Genomic DNA, 21,013 nt, shown 5'->3' on the forward strand with positions numbered 1-21,013 from the left:
GAGGGATATCATGGGAAAACTTTCCACACATGTTCTCGACACCGCACATGGCAGCCCCGCCGCAGCGATGCGCATCGAACTCTATCGTATTGGCGCAAATGGCACATCCGAACTCATCAAGCGTACGGTAACCAATCTCGACGGACGGACAGACGCGCCTCTGCTTTCCGGCGATGAATTGCGAACTGGCACTTATGAATTGCAGTTTCATGTTGCAGAATATTTTGACGGACGCGGCGCAGAACAGGCCAACCCGCCTTTCCTTGACCTCATCCCGATCCGCTTCGCAATCGCCGCTTCTGACGGCAATTACCATGTGCCGTTGCTTGTCAGCCCATGGTCCTATTCAACCTATCGCGGAAGCTGATCCGGACTTATCCTCTTTACGAGCAGACCAATTAGACTCCTCGCAACATCTATTGCGAGGAGTTGTTCATGGACCAAACCCCAAATCTGAAATTGCCCTATATCCTGCCCAGTGAGGCTCAGAAGCATGTCACTCACAATGAGGCATTGCGGCTGCTTGATGCTGTTGTGCATCTGAGCGTCAAATCACGGACCCAAACCGAAGCGCCCGAAACTCCTGGCAGCGGGTATCGTTATATTGTGGCTGCACCGGCTACGGGAACGTGGGTCGGAAAAGAGGGCGCGATTGCCTCTTTCATCGATGGTGGTTGGCTGTTTGCGACGCCCGGGATCGGCTGGCAGGCCTATGTTGAAAACGAAGCACAATTGCTTGTTTTCGATGGCACACTTTGGAAGGGCGCATCATCAGTGCCAGAAAGCCTGTCATTGTCCATGTTGGGTGTGCATGCGACTGCCGATGCGGTCAACCGGTTCGTTGTTTCGTCGGATGCCAGCCTGTTCAACAATGCCGGTGCAGGACATCAGGTGAAGTTGAACAAGCAGATGGTTACGGATACGGCAAGCCTCCTGTATCAGACGAACTGGACCGGCTTTGCTGAAATGGGGCTGAATGGCAGCAATGACTTCAGCGTCAAGGTGAGTAGTGACACGGGACAATGGCGAGAGGCGATCAGGGTCGATCACGCGACCGGCAATGTTGCAGTGGGTTCGATCTGGCCACAGACCCGGCTTCACGTCGACGGCCCAATCCGTCCCGCGTCCTATGCCGTTGCGTCGCTACCTTCTGCCGGAAGCCATGGTGCGGGTGCAATGGTTTTCCTCACCAGTGCTCCGTCCGGTGCGGAGATGCTCTATTCGGATGGCACGAACTGGCGAAGCATTCGCAGCGGCGCCATAATTGCCTAAAGCATAATCCGACCGGAGTGAAACGCGGATCGATAAGATTATGCGTTGGACAGAAAAGCCTAGAACGCTGATCTGACTCAATCAGATCGAAACGTGCTCTGAGGAAAAGTGCGACGGATTGGTTCGCACAGTTGCCAAGATACTGTTTATGGGCCGTAATTTCGCCAAAAGGCGTTTGTTAAGCCCCTGCAACGGCAATTGATATAGTCCTGCCGTAGGACTCATGTTAACGGTGGCGAGAAATTAGAATGCTTCGCAGCTATAACGCACCGAAAGCCGCGAAGGGATTGACTAAGCTTTAGTCCACAATATTAGTATAAATAGCCTTATGGCGCTGGAATCGTTCCGGTATTTCTCTCTAAAGGAGAGCGGGATAACACGCGTATGAGTTTGAAATATCCATGGCAGAGATTGGCGCTTTTGCCCCGCGCCAGCAAACAGATCATTCTGATGCTGAGCGACTGTGTATTGCTTTTGCTGTCTGCCTATCTGGCATTTGTCATACGTCTCGGTTTCGTTTTTGTGCCGAACGAAGGACAAACGTTCCTGATTTTCATTGCGCCTGTACTAGCAATCCCGGTTTTTGTCCGTTTCGGACTTTACCGCGCCATCATCCGTTATCTCGCAGAACGCGCGATTTGGCCGATTTTTCAGGCCACTGCGATCGGTGCGCTGTTCTGGGTCGCGCTCGTATTCCTGATGGAACTTTATGGCAGCACAGGTCTGCCGCGTTCTGTCCCCTTGCTCTACTGGCTTTTGAGTACGGTTTTCATCTCCGCCAGCCGTTTCGGTGCGAAATGGCTTCTGCGTAGTTCCGAGTCAGACAAGCGTTATACGAGTTCCGCATTGATCATCGGTGTCGGCGAACCTGCCCGCCAGCTGGCAACGGCGCTTCGCAGCCATAGCGACACATTGGTCGTTGGTTTTGTCGATCCTGATGGCGAGCTCAACGGTATGGATATTATCGGGTTGCGAGTCTACGGGGTGGAAGACATTCCCGCCCTGATCGACAATTACGGCATCAAGCAGGTCGTCGTGTCGGAGCCGGCACTGGAACAGAAACAGCGTCAGGATTTCGCGCGTCTTCTGGGGCGTCTTCCGGTCAGTACGCGTATTCTTCCACCGATCGCCGATCTGACGGCAGGCAAATATCTGGTCAGTTCGCTGCGCAATGTCGAGATTGACGATCTGCTCGGCCGTTCGCCTGTGCCGCCGGATGCCGCCCTCCTGCGAGAAGTGGTCGAGGGCCGGTGTATCATGGTGACGGGAGCCGGAGGCTCGATCGGCAGTCAACTCTGCCGCACTATTTCGCAATGGAACCCGGCCTGCGTGGTCTTGTTCGAATCCAGTGAATTCGCGCTTTACAACATAGACCGGCAGTTAAGGCAGATAGCCAGTTGCGAAATCGTGCCTATCCTGGGTTCAGTCCGTGACCGGGCCTGTGTCGAGAAAGCCATTCGTGATTATAATGTCGACACGGTCTATCATTGCGCAGCCTATAAACACGTGCCTCTCGTAGAGAAGAACCCGCTGATCGGCATCTTCAACAATGTTTTCGGTACATTGGAAGTGGCGCAGGCTGCTCTCAACACCGACGTTGAACGGATGGTGCTCATCTCGTCCGACAAAGCCGTGCGGCCCACGAATGTGATGGGTGCAACCAAGCGCTGGGCCGAACTGGTCGTTTATTATTGCGGTAAGCTCGCCGAACAATCCGGGAAAAAGAAGGCATTTTATTCCGTGCGTTTCGGCAATGTGCTTGGCTCGAACGGCTCGGTGGTTCCGCTTTTCCGCGAACAGATTGCCGATGGCGGCCCTATTACGCTGACGCATGATGATATGACCCGCTACTTCATGTCGATCAAGGAAGCAGCCGAGCTTATCGTACAGTCAGGCGGCATCGCTGAATCCGGCGACACGGTCCTGCTGGAGATGGGCGAGCCGGTGAAGATCCGCGATCTGGCCGAGAATATGATCCTGTTGGCAGGTCTGACCGTCCGGAGTGAGGAGAACCCGCACGGTGATATCGCCATTGAAGTGACAGGTATCCGTGAAGGCGAGAAGATGTATGAAGAACTCTTCTATGATCCTTCACAGGCAAAGCCGACACGACACCCGAAGATCATGCGCGCCCCGCAGGGCAAGAAGGCTGCGGTAGACGTTCCAGCCAGTCTCACGGCTCTTCGTATGGCCATGGAAAGCGGTGACGTCGATGCTGTCCGCAAGATTCTGTTCGACGTTATAGCTTCCTGAAGCGCCCGCGAAAATCCAGCAGCAAAACCAGAGTCGCGACAACTGCCACGAGCAGAAAAGCGACCTGTGTGATTGTGTGGTCCAGAGCGAGTAACGCCGTGGCACAGGCAATGAGAATCAGATTCAGGAGCGCCACGTGGCCGACGACCTTCGGCACGCTCCAGCCGGAGCGCTTCGCCGCCTGATAGGCGTGTTTCGAATGCGCCTTCAGGATATTCTCGCCCTGGCTCAAACGCATCACGATGGTCGTGCCTGCATCGAGAATGTAATAGAGCGGCAGGATCAGCGCGACGGCGATGTGTGTTTCCCGCGCGAGCAGGATCAGCGCCGTGCCTGTGATCAAACCAAGCGGCAAACTTCCTGAATCGCCTAGAAAGACTGTTGCCGGTGGACGATTGAAGAGGGCAAAGCCAAGAATCCCGCCGGCTGCGATGATACCGATACCGCCGCTTTCCAGCCCGGCCAAACCAAGCACGGCCAGAATGCCAATGCCAGCCAGTGGAAGCCCTATGCCTGCCGCGGTCATAAGATCAAGACCATCCATGAAATTGGTGACGTTGATCGCTACCACCAGTGCCAGGACAATCAGCGTTGCTTCAAGCCAGTGGGGCAGGAGCTCCGGTAAAAGCCGGAATTCCGGTCCCAGACCATAAACAACCAGCCCAGCAGCCAGGAATTGCGATCCCAATCTGACAAGTGCCGAAAGCTCATAGCGGTCGTCTAGCCCGCCCACGATCCAGAGCAGCAGCGAGGCCGCGGAAAGGCAAAGAGCCAGATGTGCATTGACCTCCAGATCCGGGGCAAAGATCAGCAGTGTTGCGATGATAGAAGGAACGAGCGCCAGCCCGCCGATTTGCCGTGCTATTGTCGTATGGTTGGACCGCGAACTCATCCGCGCCGCGAGAAAGTGCGCGGGCAATAGCCGGTTCAGCAGATAGAGACCGATGCCGCACAAGGTGGCGCTGACGAGAAACGAAATCAACAAAAACAGCATAGTGAATACCGAAAAAACACTCGTCTATAGGAAGTAGCAGCTTTGAAGCCGGACGCAAATCGGCGCTTTCGTTTTGAGGATCTGGCAGCAGCAATATGCGGTTGAAAACATTCTTCACAGGACCTGTAAGCTTGTGCGGGATTTCGCCATTAGGCGATTGCGCTTGGGTTTCGAAGCGGCTATAAGGCCGCGCAACCGATTGCTTCGGTATGATTTGTTGGGGCGTAGCCAAGCGGTAAGGCACCGGTTTTTGGTACCGGCATTCCCTGGTTCGAATCCAGGCGCCCCAGCCACAGATAGTGCTTAAACATAAAGCCGGTCGGGTTTTCCAAGTATCTCTCCACTTGGCATGTCTAAATCTTCTCACATTTACCCGCTATTCGCACCGCCGTGGTAGACGATACGGTCCAATCTGCATTCAAGCAGGCTGGTAGTTAGAAATGCTAATATTAGTTGACCTGCTCCGACTTAAAATGGTCGAGTTTGGATGTTGGTCTTGCAGCAGGTTTTCCCGAGTTGAGAGGGAAAATTTGCTGTGAAGAGGAGACGGTATTCGACGGGAGCTGCTTGCTGTGCCGCTTTAACAGATGGAGAATGGGTGTCATTTATTGCTGTCGAAAAGCAACATTTGCAAATCAAAGAAACTGCGGAGGGGTGACCAAGGCGTCTTTGCGATGAAAAGTTAAATTCCATTAAGGCGCGACAAGCAAGGGTGTTCCCGCCACCGAGAGATTTTCATCGCACACCTAATCATTCGGTGTTAAGCCCTCGAGGGCCTAAAATGCACTGCAGTTGCGAATAAGACGGTGTTGACTCTCGACCTGTATTTCTTCAAGTACGCTACACACTATAGGCGTAATTTTCCCCAAAGCGGCCGCCGCGATGAAGAGAAGATTGGCTAGGATAGGATTATGAGTACCAAACTTTTAAATGTCGACGGTTTTGGCGCTGTGGCTACCGCTGAACCGACAAAAGGTGTTGCGGTTGCTGTCCGCGATATCGGGGAAGCCTTTTCGAAGTACCGCCTTGCACTGATCTTTGGGTGGCAGGATGTCGCGCAGCGTTATCGCCGTTCGCGTGTTGGGGCTTTTTGGCTCACTCTCAATATGGCCGTGTTCATCGGTGCGCTTGGTTTGATTTTCGGTACGCTTTTCCAAACGGATATGCGAGATTTTCTCCCCCACTTGTGTGCAGGCATTATTATGTGGGGGTTCATTTCTACTTCGTTATCCGATGGATGTACTGCGTTCAGTTCTTCTGATGGCATCATCCTTCAGGTAAAAATGCCACTGTTTACACATATAATGCGAGCATTGTGGAGAAATATAATAATATTTTTGCACAATATTGTTATATTCCCTATTTTAATACTCATTCTTGGTAGGGGGGTGAATTACAATATTTTATTGGCTGTACCTGGGTTCATTTTAGTTAGCATTAATTTGGCTTGGATGATGCTGATACTTGCTGTTTTGTGTGCGAGGTTCCGTGATATGACGCAGGTTGTGGCAAATGTTCTGCAAATATTGCTATATGCAACGCCTATAATGTGGATGGTCAAAACGCTACCTGACCATGTTTCACAAGCTTTGGTTTACTGGAATCCATTTTATCATTTTATTCAGCTTGTACGGGCGCCATTATTCGGAGAATCTCCGACTTGGGTGAGCTGGTGCGCTGTTGCCGGGATTGCAATCGTCGGTTGGGCGGTGGCAATCGCATTCTTTGGAAAATACCGTTCTCGTGTAGCATACTGGCTGTAAGCAATGAGTCATATTCAACTGAAAAACGTAAGTGTAGAGTTTCCGATCTATAACTCTTCCAGCCGATCCCTGAAGAATCGCGTTCTGAATATTGCCACTGGAGGCAAAATCGAACGACGTACGGATAGTCTGGTCGTTATACGTGGGCTCACTGATGTGTCTTTGGTTTTGCGCGAAGGGGATCGGGTCGGGCTGATAGGGCATAATGGTTCTGGCAAAACCACAATGTTACGAGTTTTTTCAGGTATATACATTCCCACTCAGGGCGAGGCTGTGGTAAGCGGGGACTGTGTTTCTTTAATCAATATCAATCTGGGTATTGATCCAGACGCGACTGGACGTGAAAATATACGATTACGTTCTGCGATAATGGGGATGGATCCAAAGGAGACTGCAGCCAAGCTTGAAGAAATAGCCGAGTTTTCAGGGCTGGGCGACTTCTTGGATATGCCTTTCAGAACCTATTCTTCTGGTATGCAATTGAGGTTGGCGTTTGCAACATCAACTTCGGTAAGGCCAGAAATTCTCATCATGGACGAATGGTTGTCGACCGGCGATGAAGACTTTAAAGAGCGCGCCAATCAACGCATGCGTGAATTGGTGGACTCTACGAAAATCCTCATACTGGCCTCTCATTCGAGAGAACTTCTGGAGAAGAATTGCAATAGAATCATCTGGTTGGAGCACGGTCGCGTGAAAATGGATGGCGATATTGATGAGGTGCTTTCCTCCTATTTCGGTTGATTTCGAGATAGGTGAATATCGTTCTTGGTCAAGATAATAACGGGCTTCTGGCACGAATAGAGAAAGTATCGTGATCGGATTTACGGTAAGAGAGGTGAGCAAACAGCTTGATTTCTGTTTGTCAGATTTTACTTGATGCGATGATGATCCAACTGGAGTTAGAATAAATGAAGCGGATCGGAATAGCATTCTTCTATGATGAATTTGGTATTGTTGATCAATACATGATTCATCTGTTGAAGTCTTTTAAGCCATTTCTAGAGCGTTTAGTTTTTGTTTCCAATGGCCCTCTCTCAAAAGATTCGGAACAGGTTGTTTCAAAAATTGTCGATAATTTGATTATTCGCGAGAATAAGGGGTTCGATGTCTGGGCTTATAAGGAAGGTTTGGATTCGATTGGCTTTGACAAGCTAACTGATTTTGACGAGCTACTGCTTTTTAATCATACGTTTTATGGGCCGATTTTTCCGTTATCTGAAATGTTTGATGCGATGGCGGAAAAAACTGTGGACTTTTGGGGGGTATCAACCCACGCAAAAATGAAGCCCAACCCGTTTACGCACCAAGGTGTTTTACCAGAGCATATTAACTCTCATTTTATTGCTGTTCGGCAACCCATGCTTTCATCGGCTTCTTTCAAATCCTATTGGGAAACGATGCCGGAGATCAATACCTATGTTGACTCCGTGCTCAAGCATGAATCCCGCTTTACCAAGCACTTTAATGATTTGGGGTATGAGTATGATGCCTATGTTACTCCCAAGGATTATGGTTCAAGGTACCCAGTCTTTATCGATATTGCAGAGACTATTAAGAATAGGTCGCCAATTCTTAAACGGCGCTCCCTATTCCACACCCATTTGTTTCACGATCTGAACGGCATTGATGTTCCCAGAGCACTACGGCTGATCGAAGAAAATAGCGAATATGATGTCAATCTGATTTGGCAAAACGCTGCCCGGACTTCCAAGCTGCGAGAATTGGGAACGAATGCAGCTCTACTGAGAATCATCGGGAATAAACCAGTAGATGTTGATGGGATAGATCAGACGATAGCGGTCTGTGCACATATCTATTATGTAGATTTATTGGACGAAATCCTTTCTTATAGCGATAACATCCCATGCAATTATGATTTCATCTGCACAACGGATTCTGTTGAAAAGAAGAATGAGATTGAAGCGATTTTGGCTTCTAACAAGAAAATTGACAACTATGACGTGCGGATCGTTGAGCAGAATCGTGGACGTGACATGTCCGCGCTTTTCATAACGTTCAGAGACGTATTCTTGAGTGATAAGTATGATGTGGTCTGTAGGTTGCATACCAAAAAGTCGCCTCAGGTAGAGCAAGCACAGAGCCTCGTTTTCAAACGGCATCTCTTGGATAATCTCCTTTATAGTAAGGAATATGTCTCTGGTGTGCTCAAATTGTTTAGGGAAACTGAGACAGTAGGCTTGGCATACCCGCCTGCAATCCATACAGGATACGCCACATTGGGGCACGGTTGGTGGGCAAACAGACCTCAGGTAAAAGAAATCCATGAGCGCCTCAAGTTGAAAACGCCGCTGGATGACCATACGCCCGTCGCACCATACGGTACGATGTTTTGGTTCCGTCCTATCGCGCTGAGAAAACTTTTTGAGTATGATTGGAAATGGTCTGATTTCAATAAGGAGCCAGATCATGTCGATGGTGGTTTGGCCCATGGTCTCGAAAGGGTCATATCCTATGTTGCCGGGGATAGTGGCTACATAACTATGCAGATTATGAACCCAGATAGCGCCGCCTATAACTATACGTCACTAGAGTATAAGTATCAGACTATCATGGCAAAGCTGCCTGCGGGAAGTGTCGCACACGTGGCCTCACTTATTGAAGATTCCAATATATCAAGTACTGTACGGCAGTCTTTCAAGCGGTTAGTTCTTTCAATCAAAAGATCATTGCTATTTCGGTCGCCTACATTATTTAGAGTATTGAGGCCGTTTTATCGGTTGGTTCGCTGGGGCACGTTTCCTTTCCGTAAAAAATGATAGTTTTGGAGATGAATTGATACCGCAACAATAAGCAAGGACTTTACATGAAAATTCTGGTCACAGGAGCGAACGGCTATATTGGTCGCTATGTTGTGAGTTCATTGATCAGCAGAGGCCACCAAGTGGTTGTCGCTGTCAGAGGTGAAATGAATCCTGCAGTTCAGTGTGAAGTCTTCGTAGGCAACATACTGGAATCCGAATCTGATATATTTGATAAGACGGGGCGTCCGGATGTACTCGTGCACATGGCCTGGGAAGACGGCTTTGTTCACAGAAGTGAAAGTCATCTATCCAACGTCCAAAAGCATGTAAGGTTTTTAGAGAATATGCTCAAAGGAGGTTTGCAGCAGGTCGTTACTGCTGGGACTTCGCATGAGATAGGTTATCATATCGGCCCGGTAGATGATGAGACTCCGACCCGTCCGATGCACCCTTATGGTATTGCAAAAAACTATCTTCGCGAAGTGCAGACATACCTCTGTCAGTCTTATGGCGCGGTCAGTCAATGGGCGAGGTGTTATTACATTTGGGGTGATGATGCCAAAAACAATTCCATCTTCACGAAGATGCTGGAAGCTGAAGCCGAAGGAAAGAAGACGTTTCCGCTAAACCACGGGGAACTGCTTTACGATTTTGTACATGTAAAAACACTCGGGAATATGATAGCCGAAATTTCACTTCAGAAGGAAGTAACCGGTATCATTAACTGTTCTTCAGGCGATCCCATATCTTTAAAGACAATGGTTTTGCGGTTTATTGAGATGAATAACCTTAAAATTTCCCCGGTATGGGGCGAGTTTCCCATACGATCCTATGATTCTAGGGCGATATGGGGAGATAGTACCAAGATCAAACAGATCATGGAGAGTGCACTTACGGACCGGAACTGAGAGCCTGGAGCGGATTGTAATCGTGAGGCGGAAGTGGCTCAGTTTGTCTGAACAGATTCGGGCGTTCTGCTAGGTGGATTTTCGCCTCGATTATGCTGCCACCATCATAGGTGCCAGCGCGTTGAAGTAAGCCTGGCTCAGCGTTTGCGGGTGACCTGACACCTAACTTCCCTCCAGATTTCGGGAGAGTCTTGGTTTTTGATCTGGCCTCATGCGGCCAGTTTTCCGTAGCCATTTTCACTGCGAGCTCGCCGGGGTGATATTGCCTAGCGGTGGGTGGGTCTGTTCCTGTTGTAATCCTCCTTTCACGCGGTAATGGCTGCGCAGGCTTGAGCAAGCGACGAGACAGCGCCTGGTTGAGGCACTCGTCACGGAAGCTGCCGTTAAAGCTTTCGACAAAGTCGTTTTGCATCGTATCCGCTGCGAACACCCCACACGGATTTAGCTTGACGCTTGACGAGACGCCTTTGGGGGATCTCTGTCCTACGAGATGTCGTTTGCTGGAGCGCCGGGATTGAAGCGCATTGGTTTGCAGTGCGCGTAGATGGTTTCGACGGCGGTTGGGATGGCCCGCCATGCATCTTTAAGGATGGCCTCGGGCGGTTTCGGGTACACCGCTGAGACCATTTCGAGCAGATCTGGCTCCGTGGCTTGCATCAATATGGCCATGATGGGTTCGCCAGTCTGTTTCTCGGCCATGAGGGGCGCCCAAGCTGCCAGGTTCAGTTTGATGGCGCCATAGAACCCATCGGCCCAATCGCCAGGCAGGACTTCCTCATCATCCGTGCGCATGAACATCGGAGCATATCGGCCGGGCGCCGTCAGTTGGTGAGCGATGAGGTTGTAGAGAGCTGGCTCGGGAAATTTGAACAGGGGGGATAAGTGGAATTTCTGCCTGACTTCGGCTTAGATGCCGTGAACAGGAGATACCATGACGAGACGACCGCGCCGGAACCATAGCCCGGCTTTCAAGGCAAAAGTGGCGCTCGCCGCCATTCGAGGCGAGCAGACGCTGGTGGAACTGTCCCAACAGTTTGACGTGCACGCCAACCAGATCAAGCAATGGAAAGACCAGCTCCTTGAGGGGGCGACAGGCGTTTTCGGCGATGAAGCGAAGGCGGAACCGACGGGTCCAACCGTCGATGTCAAAACGCTGCACGCCAAGATCGGGGAGCTGACGCTGGAGAATGATTTTTTAGCCGGAGCGCTCGGCAAGGCGGGATTGCTGAGCGGAAAGAAATGATCGACCGCGAGCACAAGCTGTCCGTCGTGCGTCAGGCGAAGCTTCTCGGCTTCAGCCGTGGCAGTGTCTATTATTCGCCGCGTCCGGTGTCTGACGGCGATCTGGCTCTGATGCGCCGGATCGACGAGTTGCATCTCGAATACCCGTTTGCCGGAAGCCGGATGTTGCAAGGGCTCTTGAGGGGAGAAGGGTTACAAACCGGTCGACTGCACGTCGCCACGCTGATGAAGAAGATGGGCATCGAGGCGATCTACCGTCGCCCGAACACGTCGAAACCGGCACCTGGGCACAAAATCTATCCCTACCTCCTGCGCAAGCTGGCGGTTACCAGACCCAATCAGGTTTGGGCGATGGACCTGACCTATGTTCCGATGGCTCGCGGATTTGTCTATCTCTGCGCCGTTGTGGACTGGTTCAGCCGGAAGGTTCTGTCGTGGCGACTGTCGATCACGATGGAGGCAGCCTTCTGCATCGAAGCAGTCGAGGAAGCGCTGGCCCGTTATGGCAGACCCGACATATTCAATACCGATCAGGGCTCGCAGTTCACCTCGATGGACTTCACGACGGTGCTGAAGAAGGCGGAAATCGCCATCTCGATGGATGGCAAGGGTGCGTGGCGAGACAACGTCTTCGTCGAGCGGCTCTGGCGTTCGATCAAATACGAGGAAGTCTACCTCCACGCCTATAAAACAGTGTCCGAGGCCCGCGCTGGCATCGGCCGCTATCTGACCTTTTACAATAGCCGACGCCCACATTCATCCCTTGACCGGCAGACACCGGATCAGGCCTACTTCAACGCGCTGGCACCAATGATGGTGGCGGCATAATCGAGGCGGAAATCCACTTAGCGAAACGCCCGAAACTGTTCAGACAAACCGAGCCACCTCTTCATGAATCATCTTGCCGCAGGCGCTATCACCCCGTCAGCAAAGGGCGTCTTGTCCTGTTCGGGCGGATCTTTTTCCAGTCCATTCCGGCCAACAAAGCCATGAGCTGAGAATGGTCCAGACGTATCCTCGCAACTGACAGGCCCGGCCAGCAAAAGCCACGGTCCTCAAGCGTTTTCGAATAAAGGCAAACGCCGCTTCCATCCCACCACACAATCCGGACCCGGTCGGCACGTTTTGACCGGAAGACATAAAGCGCGCCATTGAAAGGGTCGAGACCGCCATCACGGACAACTGCCATCAGGGAAGCGGCTCCCTTGCGGAAGTCGACGGGCTGACAGGACACATAAACAACCACACCGCTGGAAATCATGCCTTGCGAGCCGCCCTCAGAACCTTCACCAGGTGATCCGGATCGAAGGCTGAACCGACGCGAACTACCATATCGGCGACAACAATATCGATCGAAGCGCTACACGTCGTTTCAACACGTGCAAATCTGGCCGGACTGGCCGTTCCCGCTGTTACTGGTGAAACAACACCAGACGCAAGCGCCTTACGACGCCATCCATAAAGCTGCGAGGGATCCAGACCTTCAGACCGTGCAACCGCCGAGACGTTGGCCCCGGGCTGCAACGACGCAGCCACAATCCGCGCCTTCTCGTCATCCGACCAGTCACGCGGCCGCCGTCGGCTTCGCACGGGTTCCGCCGTCAAAACCTCGAATGTCCGGGCCTGATTCACAGTGTCGCTCATAGGATTCTCCGCATGATTCATGCAGAAAATCGCCCATCACACCGACGAAAGATACGTGGGGTAGCCTACCCGCTTACGGTCGATCATCAAGCGGATACGGTGATAGCCGAAGCGACGACGCTCCGACCCCACCGTCTTCTTCGCCCCCCCAAATGGCCGCATCGCCAGAGCGCACGCTACGATATCGCGTGCTCGACCGATCCACCGATAAAACCTCGCACGCTCGACGCTGGCTCACCCCGTGCTTGCGCGCAGATGTGAACCACCGCATCCCACTTAACATCGGGCGTCCCTTTTTTTGAAGCTATATCCTTCAGGATCGCATTGTCCGGTATGGCTTCGTCTAAGAGCTTCTTCAGCTTGGCGTTCTCGTCCTCAAGCGCCTTCAGCTTGCGCGCATCGGACACGGCCATGCCCCCATACTTCGTTTTGTTGTATTTGTAGAAGGTTGCATCCGAGATGCCGTGCTTACGGTATACATCGACTGTCTTCGCGCCTGCCTCATGCCCCTTCAATAGCCCGTTGATCTGTTATTCCATGAACCGTGAACGCTTCATTCGTCCGTATCCTGATGTTAACAGACTCTACCGCAATCTGGAGGAAGTTCAGGGTTCAGGTCACGGCGACGCTTGCACTCGCATTTTGCTGGGGAAATTACAACTCAGTGCATACTGAAAATTTAGGCTCTATTCCGAACTACTTTACTCCAGTGCCAGTTACATCACGTGATTTCTTCACTTTCGGAATCTTTACGATAGTAACCTTAGATTTTAGACGTCCAGTACGAAACTGGATCGACCTCTTAATGGCTCCAAAAAGCATAGTAATACTTTTTCTTATACTAATATTAGTGTATTCGTATCGATCCAACGGGTGGTTATTCAACTTCCAATACCTTAGCACTTCCGCCAAATAGTATGTATAATGGTCTGGAGTGAGAGATACTATTTTCTGGTATTTGTATTCGAGATATCCGTAGTTCTTGGCGGCTTGGGAGGGTGTCATGACGTGGTGAACGGTATAAGCAGCATCCATCGCTACATAACCAATTAGCCGCTCTAGAGCGTGCGCCAGCCCGCCATCAACATGATTTGGCTCTTCATTAAAATCAGACCACTGCCATTCATAGTTGAAGAGCTTTCGGAGCGCTGCAGGGCGGAACCAAAACATCGTACCGTAAGGCGCGACAGGAGTCTCTTCATCAATCTTGACGCGAATCCCCATTTCTTCGCATAAGCCCTGTACTTTATTTTTATTCTTGAACCAAGCTTTTCCAAGTGTTGGGTAAGAAAAATGAATAACAGGCGGGAAAGCTAATCCAAGATGCTTGTTTTCTTGAAAATGGTGAATAATGCTCTCAGCGTAATATGATGACCCAACAAGGTTTTCTACAAGATGACGTTTAAATACCGAACTGTGCTCTGCAGCAACTTGTGGAGATTTCTTTGTATGTAAGCGTAAAACCAGATCGTATCGATCATCAAGAAATAAATCGCGACAGGTAATGAACAGAGAGGACATATCTCTCCCACGATTCTGCTCAACAACACGTACAATGATGTTCCCTAGCGACGTTCGTTCAGAAGCAATACGTTCGATCTGTTGTTTCTTGTCATTGCTGTCCGTAGTGGCGATGAAATCGTAACGAAATGGCAAATTATCGGCTGCATCTAATAACTCATTTGTCATCTCCACGTAATAAATGTGAGCGCATAGAGCTATTTTGATCTGTTCAGGAGCCGGTCGCCCAGCTACTGGATAGTCGGGTAAAATTTTTGTCAACCCAGCGTTAGTATTTAGGATACGCGGTTCTGCCCCGCGAACGATATTCTTCCAAATAAGACTGACATCATAATCAGTATTATTTTCAATAAACTTAATTGCGTTAGGTACATCAACTGCATGATGATCCAGAAATAATGGATCATGAAAGAACAGTCTCCGCTTGAGAATTGGGCTTCTGTTCTCCAGTGACTTAGTTATATTGAGAAATACTGGGTAAGGAGTATCATAATTGCGGAGATCAACATAAGTGCTCCACTTATATCCATACTTGGAAAAATACGCGGTGAAACGAGATTCGTGTTTGAGTACGGACTCATCGTACGTATCAATTCTACCCATCGTTTCCCAGTATTCGCGGAAAATCTGCGATCCCAAAAGGGGTTGTCGTACTGCAATAAAATGGGAGTTAATGTGCTCCGGCAATACTCCCGATCCGGTAAAAGGATTTGGATCAAGCTTTCCATGAGATGAAATGCCCCAAAAATCATCGGGGCGCCGTTCCATCTCTCCGAACATTTCAGAGAATGGGAAAATAGGGCCGTAGAAGGTATGATTATATAGGAGGACTTCATCATATTCTTTGAGCCTGTCGTAACCAATATGCTCAAGTCCGGCCTTGTAGGCCCATACGTCAAAGCCCTCATTCTTGCGAAGGATTACCTCTTCGCTGACTTCCTTCAAGGCAAGCTCAGAGTCCTTGGAAAGAGGGCCATTTGAAACAAAAATGGTATGATCCACGAACGGCTTCAGATGCCGCATTAGATAGATCATGTAATCGTCAACAATATGATTTTCATCATAGAAAAACGCGATCGCAAGCCGCTTAGTCATTATCGCCCAATACCCTATATGCCCGACAGTACGATATTACGCTTATAATGGCAGCATTTTATATGCAATCTGTTCTTCGACTGCGTTCGAGATAATGCCGACCTCAACTGATGAAAATAAACCCGCCCGAAGAAGGTTTCGCGGGCAGGGGTGAGTTTGCTCAAAGTGAGGATAAGGGCTCTAACTGCCGTCCCCCGATCCTTTCAGTATACTTCTCACAACAGATTGAAGGGATGACTCCCAATGCGGCATAGTCCAGCCAAATACAGAAGTAAATTTTTCAGTGTCTAGTCGCGAGTTAGCTGGACGTTTTGCCTTCGTTGGGTACTCATTTGATGTAATTGGAACGACTTTTGCCGACGGGCCATTGTATTTTTGGCTTTCTGAAAAAATTTTGTTTGCAAAACTGCTCCAGTTCGTGCCGTTCGTACCGACTAAATGAAAAATACCATAACTGGAAAAGCCTGCGCGAGAACAGATAGAATTCACGACACGCAGCGCTCCGTCAGCTAGGTCAAAAGCACTACTTGGATTCACCCATTGATCTGATACAACAGAAACCTGGTCCTTCGTTTCGGCAATATTCAGCATAGTTTTTACGAAATTTGTTCCATATGGACTATAAACTGAAGAAGTTCTAAGAATTACATGCATGTTATTTTCGGATGCAACTCGAAGTTCGCCCTCAAGCTTTGTTTTTCCATATACATTACGAGGATTTGTTGCATCCTCTTCCGTATAAGAGCGCTCTAAAGCTCCATCGAATACATAATCCGTTGACCAGTGAATAATTGGCGCACCACAGGCAGCAGCAGCGCGAGAAACCGCTTCTGCTCCAATGGCATTCACCCGGTAAGCGATATCGCTCTCAACTTCTGCGTTATCTACCGCTGTATAGGCTGCTGCTGAAATCACAACGTCAGGGTTTATCCGAGAAATGGTTCTCATAACTGTATCGGGTTGCGCTAGATCCAAATCCGGTCGCCCCAGTGCAATCAACTCTATATCCGATCGCGTTGCAGCACTCCTCGTGAGGCTGCGCGCAATCTGCCCTTCTCGTCCTGTAACTAGGACCTTCATACAGCACTCTTATTCATTGTCACGGCGCCGTCTCCCAGCCGTTCGCCCGCATATGTGTCACTGCGGATCGGCTCCCACCACCAGCCATTATCAAGGTACCATTGAATAGTTTTCTCAAGACCCGTCTCAAAAGTTTCTTGCGGTTTCCAGCCCAAGTCACGCTCGATCTTCGAGGCGTCAATCGCGTAGCGACGATCATGACCAGGACGATCTGTCACGAAGGTGATCAGGTCGGCATAGCTTTTGCCGTTTGCACGAGGTCGTTTCTTATCAAGAATGGCGCAGATCGTTTCCACCACATTCAAATTGGTGCGTTCAGCACGCCCGCCAATATTATAGCTTTCACCCAGTTTGCCCGTGGTTGCGACCAGCGCCAGTGCACGCGCATGATCCTCGACATAAAGCCAGTCACGTACATTCGCTCCTGCCCCATATATCGGCAACGGCTTTTCATCCAGCGCGTTAAGAATAACAAGCGGTATCAGCTTTTCAGGGAAGTGGAACGGCCCATAGTTGTTCGAGCAGTTTGAGAGAACCACCGGCAATCCATAGGTCTCGTGCCAGGCACGCACCAGATGATCGGACGCTGCCTTCGAAGCCGAATATGGGGACGACGGCTGATATGATGTTTCCTCGGTAAAGATGCCGCTATCGAAAGGCAGGTCGCCAAACACTTCATCGGTCGAAATATGGTGAAAGCGGAAGGCTGATTTACGCGGCTCCGGCAGCTCACGCCAATAAGCGAGTGCCGCATTAAGCAGACGGAAAGTTCCAACGATATTCGTCTCAATGAAAGCCCCCGGACCATCGATTGAGCGGTCGACGTGGCTTTCCGCAGCCAAATGCATGACTACGTCGATTTCGTTAGCGCGCAAGGCTTCAAGAACGCCTGTGTCATCGCAAATATCAGCCTGAAGGAAGCTGTAATTCGGATGGTTTTCGATTTGGCGCAATGAGGCCAAATTGCCGGCATAGGTCAGCTTGTCGAAATTGACGACGTTGTTTTCGGGAGTAGCTGCCAGATAACGACAGACAGCGGAACCGATAAAGCCAGCCCCACCTGTAACCAGAATGTTCACTTACTTTTTCCCTTCACTCAAAAACGTCTGCGTCAGCAAAATTCGATGCTTTGCGGTCTTTTTCGGACAATTGCAATTCAGACTCAAAAACTGGCCATTTGATACCGATAGCTGGATCGTCAAATCGAATAGATCTGTCATGCTCTGGCGAGTAATAATCAGTCACCTTGTAGATAACCTCGGTGCCTTCAGTTAGTGTCACGAAGCCGTGCGCAAAGCCTTTTGGCACTAGAATCTGATTCCACTTTTCTGCGGAAACCTCAAGAGACACCCATTTACCAAAAGTGGGAGAGCTTTTTCTGATATCAACAGCAACATCAATAATTGCGCCTCTGATTACGCGCACAAGCTTATCCTGCGCACGAGGTGCTGTCTGATAATGAAGCCCGCGCAAAACGCCCTTTGCAGCGGAATAAGACTGGTTATCCTGCACGAATTGCAGGTTAATTCCTGCATCTTCCAAGGCAGCGGAGTTATACGTTTCGGAGAAGAAGCCTCTATCATCGCTGAACTTACGCGGGATGATTTCAAATACTCCATCAAGGCCTAACGAACGCACTTCCATTTATTTATTCCCTATCTCTTCGACCCGCCGACGTAAGTAAGCTGCATATTCTGTCTTGCCGAGCTTTGCAGCCCTTTCAAGAACTGCATCACCAGTAATCCAGCCCTTTTCCAAGCCGATTTCCTCCGGGCATGCAATCTTTATTCCCTGTCGCTTTTCAATTGTTCGAACAAAAGACGACGCTTCGTGAAGGCTATCGTGCGTCCCAGTATCCAGCCATGCATAGCCACGACCTAATTGACGAACACTAAGCTGACCGCGTTCAAGATAGATATTGTTGACCGTGGTAATTTCCAGTTCACCCCGTTCAGACGGCTTTATCGAAGATGCGATATCGACGACATCATTGTCATAAAAATAGAGGCCTGTAACTGCCCAGTTTGATTTGGCTATTTTGGGCTTTTCCTCAATGGAAATTGCCATACCTGTCTTTTTATCAAATTCGACGACGCCATACCGCTCTGGATCATCGACATGATATGCAAAAACCGTACCGCCCTTTTGCATCTGAGACGTAAGCTGACAAAGCCGAGGCAGTCCATCACCAAAGTAAATATTGTCACCCAGAATCATCGCAACGCTGTCCGTGCCGATGAAATCACGACCGATGATGAATGCTTCAGCCAGACCATTGGGATGAGGTTGCTCAGCATAAGAGAGGTTTAGGCCGTACTCCGTACCATCTCCAAGCAGTTTTTGGAAAAGCGGCAAGTCATGAGGTGTTGATATCAACAAAATATCTTGAATTCCCGCCAGCATCAACACACTCAGCGGATAATAGATCATGGGTTTATCATAGATAGGAAGTATTTGCTTTGAAACAGCAATCGTAAGTGGATAGAGACGCGTGCCACTACCACCAGCGAGAATGATTCCCTTCATCGGAGCTCCTTAAAAGCACTATGTCCATCTGCTGACCTGCTTTAACATTATGGCCAGCTTTTGGCGACCATTCCGCCAGGAAAACTTGCGGCAATCATTATTTTCGAATAGGCCCTAGCCAATCTCACGAAAAGCGGCGCGAAGTCGCCGCGAATGGACTGTTCATTATGCCGTACCCCAACGATGAAAGATCGATGGCCTCCTCGCCTCATCAGGTCAGCGGTGTAATTGTCACGTATCGCGCTGATTTAGTTATCCTTGAGGAGCTTATCGAAGCCGTACGGCCTCAATTGAATCATCTTATCGTGGTCAATAACGGTAACGAGAGTGAGTTAGCTACATGGCTTTCCACCCTAGGAAAAAATATTCAGTATATATCGCTCGGTGAAAACCTTGGCATTGCGAAAGCCCAAAATGTGGGAATCGCACAAGCAAAGGCTTTTGGCGCTCAGTATGTCCTTATTCTAGACCAAGACAGTATTCCGAAACCTGATATGGTCGAGAAGCTAAAAAGCGCTATTGAAGAGAAACGTGCGACCGGGATTGCTGTCGCTTGCGCCGGACCGCGCTATGACGACCCCCGACAGCAGAACCCGGTACCGTTTATTCGAATCAAAAACTACAGATTGCAGAGGCAGTCTTGCTCTGCTGCAAACCAAGTGGTCGAGGTAGACTACCTCATTTCCTCGGGGTGCCTGATACCAATGGATACAATCGACCAGGTAGGGCCAATGCAGGAAGAACTGTTCATTGACTATGTGGATATCGAATGGGGGCTCCGGGCGCAGCAGAAAGGCTTTCAGTCCTTTGGAGTATGCGCGGCGCTTATGAAGCACCAGCTGGGGGATGCTCCCCTAAAGTTCCTCGGGCGCAATATCCCAGTACATAGTCCATTACGACACTACTATCATTTCAGGAACGCCATCTGGTTATACAAACAAGGCTGGCTGCGTACCGAATGGAAGATAGTCGATGCCTATCGGTTGTTGAGGAAGTTTATCTTTTACAGCCTGATAACCCGGCCAAGACTAAAACATCTGCAAATGATGTCACTTGGTATAAGCCACGGTCTTCGCAATCGTATGGGACGACTTGATTAGCTCTAGTTATAGAAAATATTTGGACGGCTATGAAGAAAATCCTTACAGTCTGTATTGTAATTTATAATCCGGATAAGGAGGAACTGTATAAAACATTGTCCAGCCTTCAAGAAGCTGCGCATAACGTTGATCAAGATGTATCTCTCAATATTTTAATTGTAGATAATTCCTCCGCAGCATCTATAGACGTCAACTTCCATCCGATAATTGCTGATCTTTCTACGAAAATTATACACGGACAAGGTAATGTTGGCTTTGCGCGAGCCAATAATTCTACTTTAGCAGAAGGTGTCGGTGACTTTCATTTGGTTCTCAATCCCGACGTCGAGATGCATCCACTTGCTTTAAAAGCTGCCATCGGCTTTATGCATGCACATTCAGAATGCGGGCTCCTCACTCCATCCGCAACTTATCCTGACGGAAAAAAACAATATTTATGCAAACAGTACCCTAGCGTTTTTGACCTTTTTCTCAGAGGTTTTGCACCCCGTTTTATGCGCAATCTGTTTCAGAACCGGCTTGCTCATTATGAAATGCGCGACGAAACAAACCATACTACCTATTGGGATCCCCCTATCGTAAGTGGTTGCTTCATGTTTTTCCGTGGCGAGACGTTTCGCGCATTAAAAGGCTTCGATGAGCGGTATATGCTCTATTTCGAAGATTTCGACATTTCGATACGCACACGACAAGAATCGCGAATAGCATACGTCCCAGCTGTTGAAATCGTTCATAGCGGCGGAAATGCTGCACAGAAGGGCTGGTGGCATATTAAACAATTCGGACGATCGGCAGTGTTGTTTTTCCTATCTCATGGTGTGAAGTTTTTTTAAAGCTGCGTATCCTTCAT

General features: G+C 49.6%; 19 protein-coding genes, 1 tRNA gene and 1 pseudogene. 11 read left to right on the top strand and 10 right to left on the bottom strand.

All coding sequences use genetic code 11. The annotated features are described in order from the left end of the window. The first annotated feature begins 10 nt into the window (after positions 1 to 10). The 3 genes from uraH (at position 11) to CQZ93_RS02910 (ending at position 3,525) form a co-directional block, all read left to right on the top strand. Positions 11 to 367, top strand: a complete 357-nt coding sequence (uraH, locus tag CQZ93_RS02900) for a hydroxyisourate hydrolase (RefSeq protein WP_105541251.1) — start codon at positions 11 to 13, stop codon at positions 365 to 367. Between the two features lie 68 nt (positions 368 to 435). Beyond that, on the top strand, positions 436 to 1,272 hold the full coding sequence (locus CQZ93_RS02905) for a DUF2793 domain-containing protein (RefSeq protein WP_105541252.1): 837 nt from the start codon (positions 436 to 438) through the stop codon (positions 1,270 to 1,272). Between the two features lie 384 nt (positions 1,273 to 1,656). Then, on the top strand, positions 1,657 to 3,525 hold the full coding sequence (locus tag CQZ93_RS02910; protein ID WP_105541253.1) for a polysaccharide biosynthesis protein: 1,869 nt from the start codon (positions 1,657 to 1,659) through the stop codon (positions 3,523 to 3,525). Here CQZ93_RS02910 and CQZ93_RS02915 read toward each other — a convergent pair. Next, positions 3,512 to 4,519 carry an MraY family glycosyltransferase gene (locus CQZ93_RS02915; RefSeq protein ID WP_105541254.1) on the bottom strand — a complete coding sequence of 336 codons (1,008 nt, stop codon included), beginning with the start codon at positions 4,517 to 4,519 and terminating at the stop codon, positions 3,512 to 3,514. The two genes, CQZ93_RS02910 and CQZ93_RS02915, sit on opposite strands and share 14 nt — an antisense overlap. Positions 4,520 to 4,737: 218 nt before the next feature. On the opposite strand from CQZ93_RS02915, the gene CQZ93_RS02920 reads away from it, so the two are divergent. The 5 genes from CQZ93_RS02920 to CQZ93_RS02940 all read left to right on the top strand — a co-directional run bounded on the left by CQZ93_RS02920 (position 4,738) and on the right by CQZ93_RS02940 (position 9,955). After that, positions 4,738 to 4,812, top strand: a tRNA-Gln gene (locus tag CQZ93_RS02920). Positions 4,813 to 5,430: 618 nt separating this feature from the next. Then, the gene (locus CQZ93_RS02925; protein WP_105541255.1) at positions 5,431 to 6,282 is read left to right on the top strand and encodes an ABC transporter permease; all 852 of its coding nucleotides are present in this window, start codon (positions 5,431 to 5,433) and stop codon (positions 6,280 to 6,282) included. Between the two features lie 3 nt (positions 6,283 to 6,285). Further along, a complete protein-coding gene (locus tag CQZ93_RS02930; RefSeq protein ID WP_105541256.1) occupies positions 6,286 to 7,026 on the top strand; it encodes an ABC transporter ATP-binding protein in 741 nt (246 codons plus the stop codon). A 167-nt stretch (positions 7,027 to 7,193) separates the two neighbouring features. Further along, the gene (locus CQZ93_RS02935) at positions 7,194 to 9,062 is read left to right on the top strand and encodes a rhamnan synthesis F family protein (protein ID WP_105541257.1); all 1,869 of its coding nucleotides are present in this window, start codon (positions 7,194 to 7,196) and stop codon (positions 9,060 to 9,062) included. A 47-nt stretch (positions 9,063 to 9,109) separates the two neighbouring features. Further along, positions 9,110 to 9,955: an NAD-dependent epimerase/dehydratase family protein gene (locus CQZ93_RS02940; RefSeq protein WP_105541258.1), complete on the top strand. Its 846-nt coding sequence runs from the start codon at positions 9,110 to 9,112 to the stop codon at positions 9,953 to 9,955. A 483-nt stretch (positions 9,956 to 10,438) separates the two neighbouring features. Here the strand turns inward: CQZ93_RS02940 and CQZ93_RS02950 are convergent. Next, positions 10,439 to 10,801 (bottom strand): annotated as a pseudogene (locus CQZ93_RS02950) (UPF0149 family protein); the annotation flags it as partial. Positions 10,802 to 10,886: 85 nt separating this feature from the next. Between CQZ93_RS02950 and CQZ93_RS02960 the strand changes: the two are divergent. Next, positions 10,887 to 12,025 (top strand): IS3 family transposase gene (locus CQZ93_RS02960; RefSeq protein ID WP_105541261.1). Its coding sequence is split into 2 segments (ribosomal slippage): positions 10,887 to 11,154 and positions 11,154 to 12,025, totalling 1,140 coding nucleotides; the frame shifts between segments, so codons are not numbered across the junction. Between the two features lie 88 nt (positions 12,026 to 12,113). Here CQZ93_RS02960 and tnpB read toward each other — a convergent pair. The 8 genes from tnpB to rfbA all read right to left on the bottom strand — a co-directional run bounded on the left by tnpB (position 12,114) and on the right by rfbA (position 19,063). Further along, a complete protein-coding gene (tnpB, locus tag CQZ93_RS02970; protein WP_100649048.1) occupies positions 12,114 to 12,458 on the bottom strand; it encodes an IS66 family insertion sequence element accessory protein TnpB in 345 nt (114 codons plus the stop codon). Next, entirely contained in the window at positions 12,455 to 12,841 is a 387-nt protein-coding gene (locus CQZ93_RS02975) for a transposase (protein WP_105541262.1), read from the bottom strand. Before CQZ93_RS02975 ends, tnpB begins: the two co-directional genes overlap by 4 nt. Positions 12,842 to 13,017: 176 nt before the next feature. Then, positions 13,018 to 13,368 (bottom strand): transposase, encoded by a 351-nt coding sequence (locus tag CQZ93_RS02980; protein WP_105541263.1) that lies wholly within the window; start codon positions 13,366 to 13,368, stop codon positions 13,018 to 13,020. A gap of 169 nt (positions 13,369 to 13,537) precedes the next feature. Continuing rightward, positions 13,538 to 15,457 carry a rhamnan synthesis F family protein gene (locus tag CQZ93_RS02985; protein ID WP_105541264.1) on the bottom strand — a complete coding sequence of 640 codons (1,920 nt, stop codon included), beginning with the start codon at positions 15,455 to 15,457 and terminating at the stop codon, positions 13,538 to 13,540. Positions 15,458 to 15,637: 180 nt separating this feature from the next. Beyond that, positions 15,638 to 16,537 carry a dTDP-4-dehydrorhamnose reductase gene (gene rfbD / locus CQZ93_RS02990; RefSeq protein WP_105541265.1) on the bottom strand — a complete coding sequence of 300 codons (900 nt, stop codon included), beginning with the start codon at positions 16,535 to 16,537 and terminating at the stop codon, positions 15,638 to 15,640. Beyond that, on the bottom strand, positions 16,534 to 17,616 hold the full coding sequence (gene rfbB, locus CQZ93_RS02995) for a dTDP-glucose 4,6-dehydratase (protein ID WP_105541266.1): 1,083 nt from the start codon (positions 17,614 to 17,616) through the stop codon (positions 16,534 to 16,536). The genes rfbD and rfbB overlap by 4 nt, the downstream gene beginning before the upstream one ends. 13 nt (positions 17,617 to 17,629) lie before the next feature. Continuing rightward, positions 17,630 to 18,181 carry a dTDP-4-dehydrorhamnose 3,5-epimerase gene (rfbC, locus tag CQZ93_RS03000; RefSeq protein ID WP_105541267.1) on the bottom strand — a complete coding sequence of 184 codons (552 nt, stop codon included), beginning with the start codon at positions 18,179 to 18,181 and terminating at the stop codon, positions 17,630 to 17,632. Then, positions 18,182 to 19,063 (bottom strand): glucose-1-phosphate thymidylyltransferase RfbA, encoded by an 882-nt coding sequence (rfbA, locus tag CQZ93_RS03005; protein ID WP_105541268.1) that lies wholly within the window; start codon positions 19,061 to 19,063, stop codon positions 18,182 to 18,184. Positions 19,064 to 19,257: 194 nt separating this feature from the next. Between rfbA and CQZ93_RS03010 the strand changes: the two genes are divergently transcribed. Next, on the top strand, positions 19,258 to 20,163 hold the full coding sequence (locus tag CQZ93_RS03010) for a glycosyltransferase family 2 protein (protein WP_286151919.1): 906 nt from the start codon (positions 19,258 to 19,260) through the stop codon (positions 20,161 to 20,163). A 29-nt stretch (positions 20,164 to 20,192) separates the two neighbouring features. After that, entirely contained in the window at positions 20,193 to 20,996 is an 804-nt protein-coding gene (locus CQZ93_RS03015; protein WP_181153296.1) for a glycosyltransferase, read from the top strand. Positions 20,997 to 21,013: the final 17 nt, after the last annotated feature.

Source organism: Ochrobactrum vermis (assembly GCF_002975205.1).
Lineage (GTDB): Bacteria > Pseudomonadota > Alphaproteobacteria > Rhizobiales > Rhizobiaceae > Brucella > Brucella vermis.

Bases quoted from the DNA above. Each gene is read 5' to 3' on its own strand.
- uraH (WP_105541251.1), top strand. From the start codon at position 11: ATGGGAAAACTTTCCACACATGTTCTCGACACCGCACATGGCAGCCCC.
- CQZ93_RS02905 (WP_105541252.1), top strand. From the start codon at position 436: ATGGACCAAACCCCAAATCTGAAATTGCCCTATATCCTGCCCAGTGAG.
- CQZ93_RS02910 (WP_105541253.1), top strand. From the start codon at position 1,657: ATGAGTTTGAAATATCCATGGCAGAGATTGGCGCTTTTGCCCCGCGCC.
- CQZ93_RS02915 (WP_105541254.1), bottom strand. From the start codon at position 4,519: ATGCTGTTTTTGTTGATTTCGTTTCTCGTCAGCGCCACCTTGTGCGGC.
- CQZ93_RS02925 (WP_105541255.1), top strand. From the start codon at position 5,431: ATGAGTACCAAACTTTTAAATGTCGACGGTTTTGGCGCTGTGGCTACC.
- CQZ93_RS02930 (WP_105541256.1), top strand. From the start codon at position 6,286: ATGAGTCATATTCAACTGAAAAACGTAAGTGTAGAGTTTCCGATCTAT.
- CQZ93_RS02935 (WP_105541257.1), top strand. From the start codon at position 7,194: ATGAAGCGGATCGGAATAGCATTCTTCTATGATGAATTTGGTATTGTT.
- CQZ93_RS02940 (WP_105541258.1), top strand. From the start codon at position 9,110: ATGAAAATTCTGGTCACAGGAGCGAACGGCTATATTGGTCGCTATGTT.
- tnpB (WP_100649048.1), bottom strand. From the start codon at position 12,458: ATGATTTCCAGCGGTGTGGTTGTTTATGTGTCCTGTCAGCCCGTCGAC.
- CQZ93_RS02975 (WP_105541262.1), bottom strand. From the start codon at position 12,841: ATGAGCGACACTGTGAATCAGGCCCGGACATTCGAGGTTTTGACGGCG.
- CQZ93_RS02985 (WP_105541264.1), bottom strand. From the start codon at position 15,457: ATGACTAAGCGGCTTGCGATCGCGTTTTTCTATGATGAAAATCATATT.
- rfbD (WP_105541265.1), bottom strand. From the start codon at position 16,537: ATGAAGGTCCTAGTTACAGGACGAGAAGGGCAGATTGCGCGCAGCCTC.
- rfbC (WP_105541267.1), bottom strand. From the start codon at position 18,181: ATGGAAGTGCGTTCGTTAGGCCTTGATGGAGTATTTGAAATCATCCCG.
- rfbA (WP_105541268.1), bottom strand. From the start codon at position 19,063: ATGAAGGGAATCATTCTCGCTGGTGGTAGTGGCACGCGTCTCTATCCA.
- CQZ93_RS03010 (WP_286151919.1), top strand. From the start codon at position 19,258: ATGGCCTCCTCGCCTCATCAGGTCAGCGGTGTAATTGTCACGTATCGC.
- CQZ93_RS03015 (WP_181153296.1), top strand. From the start codon at position 20,193: ATGAAGAAAATCCTTACAGTCTGTATTGTAATTTATAATCCGGATAAG.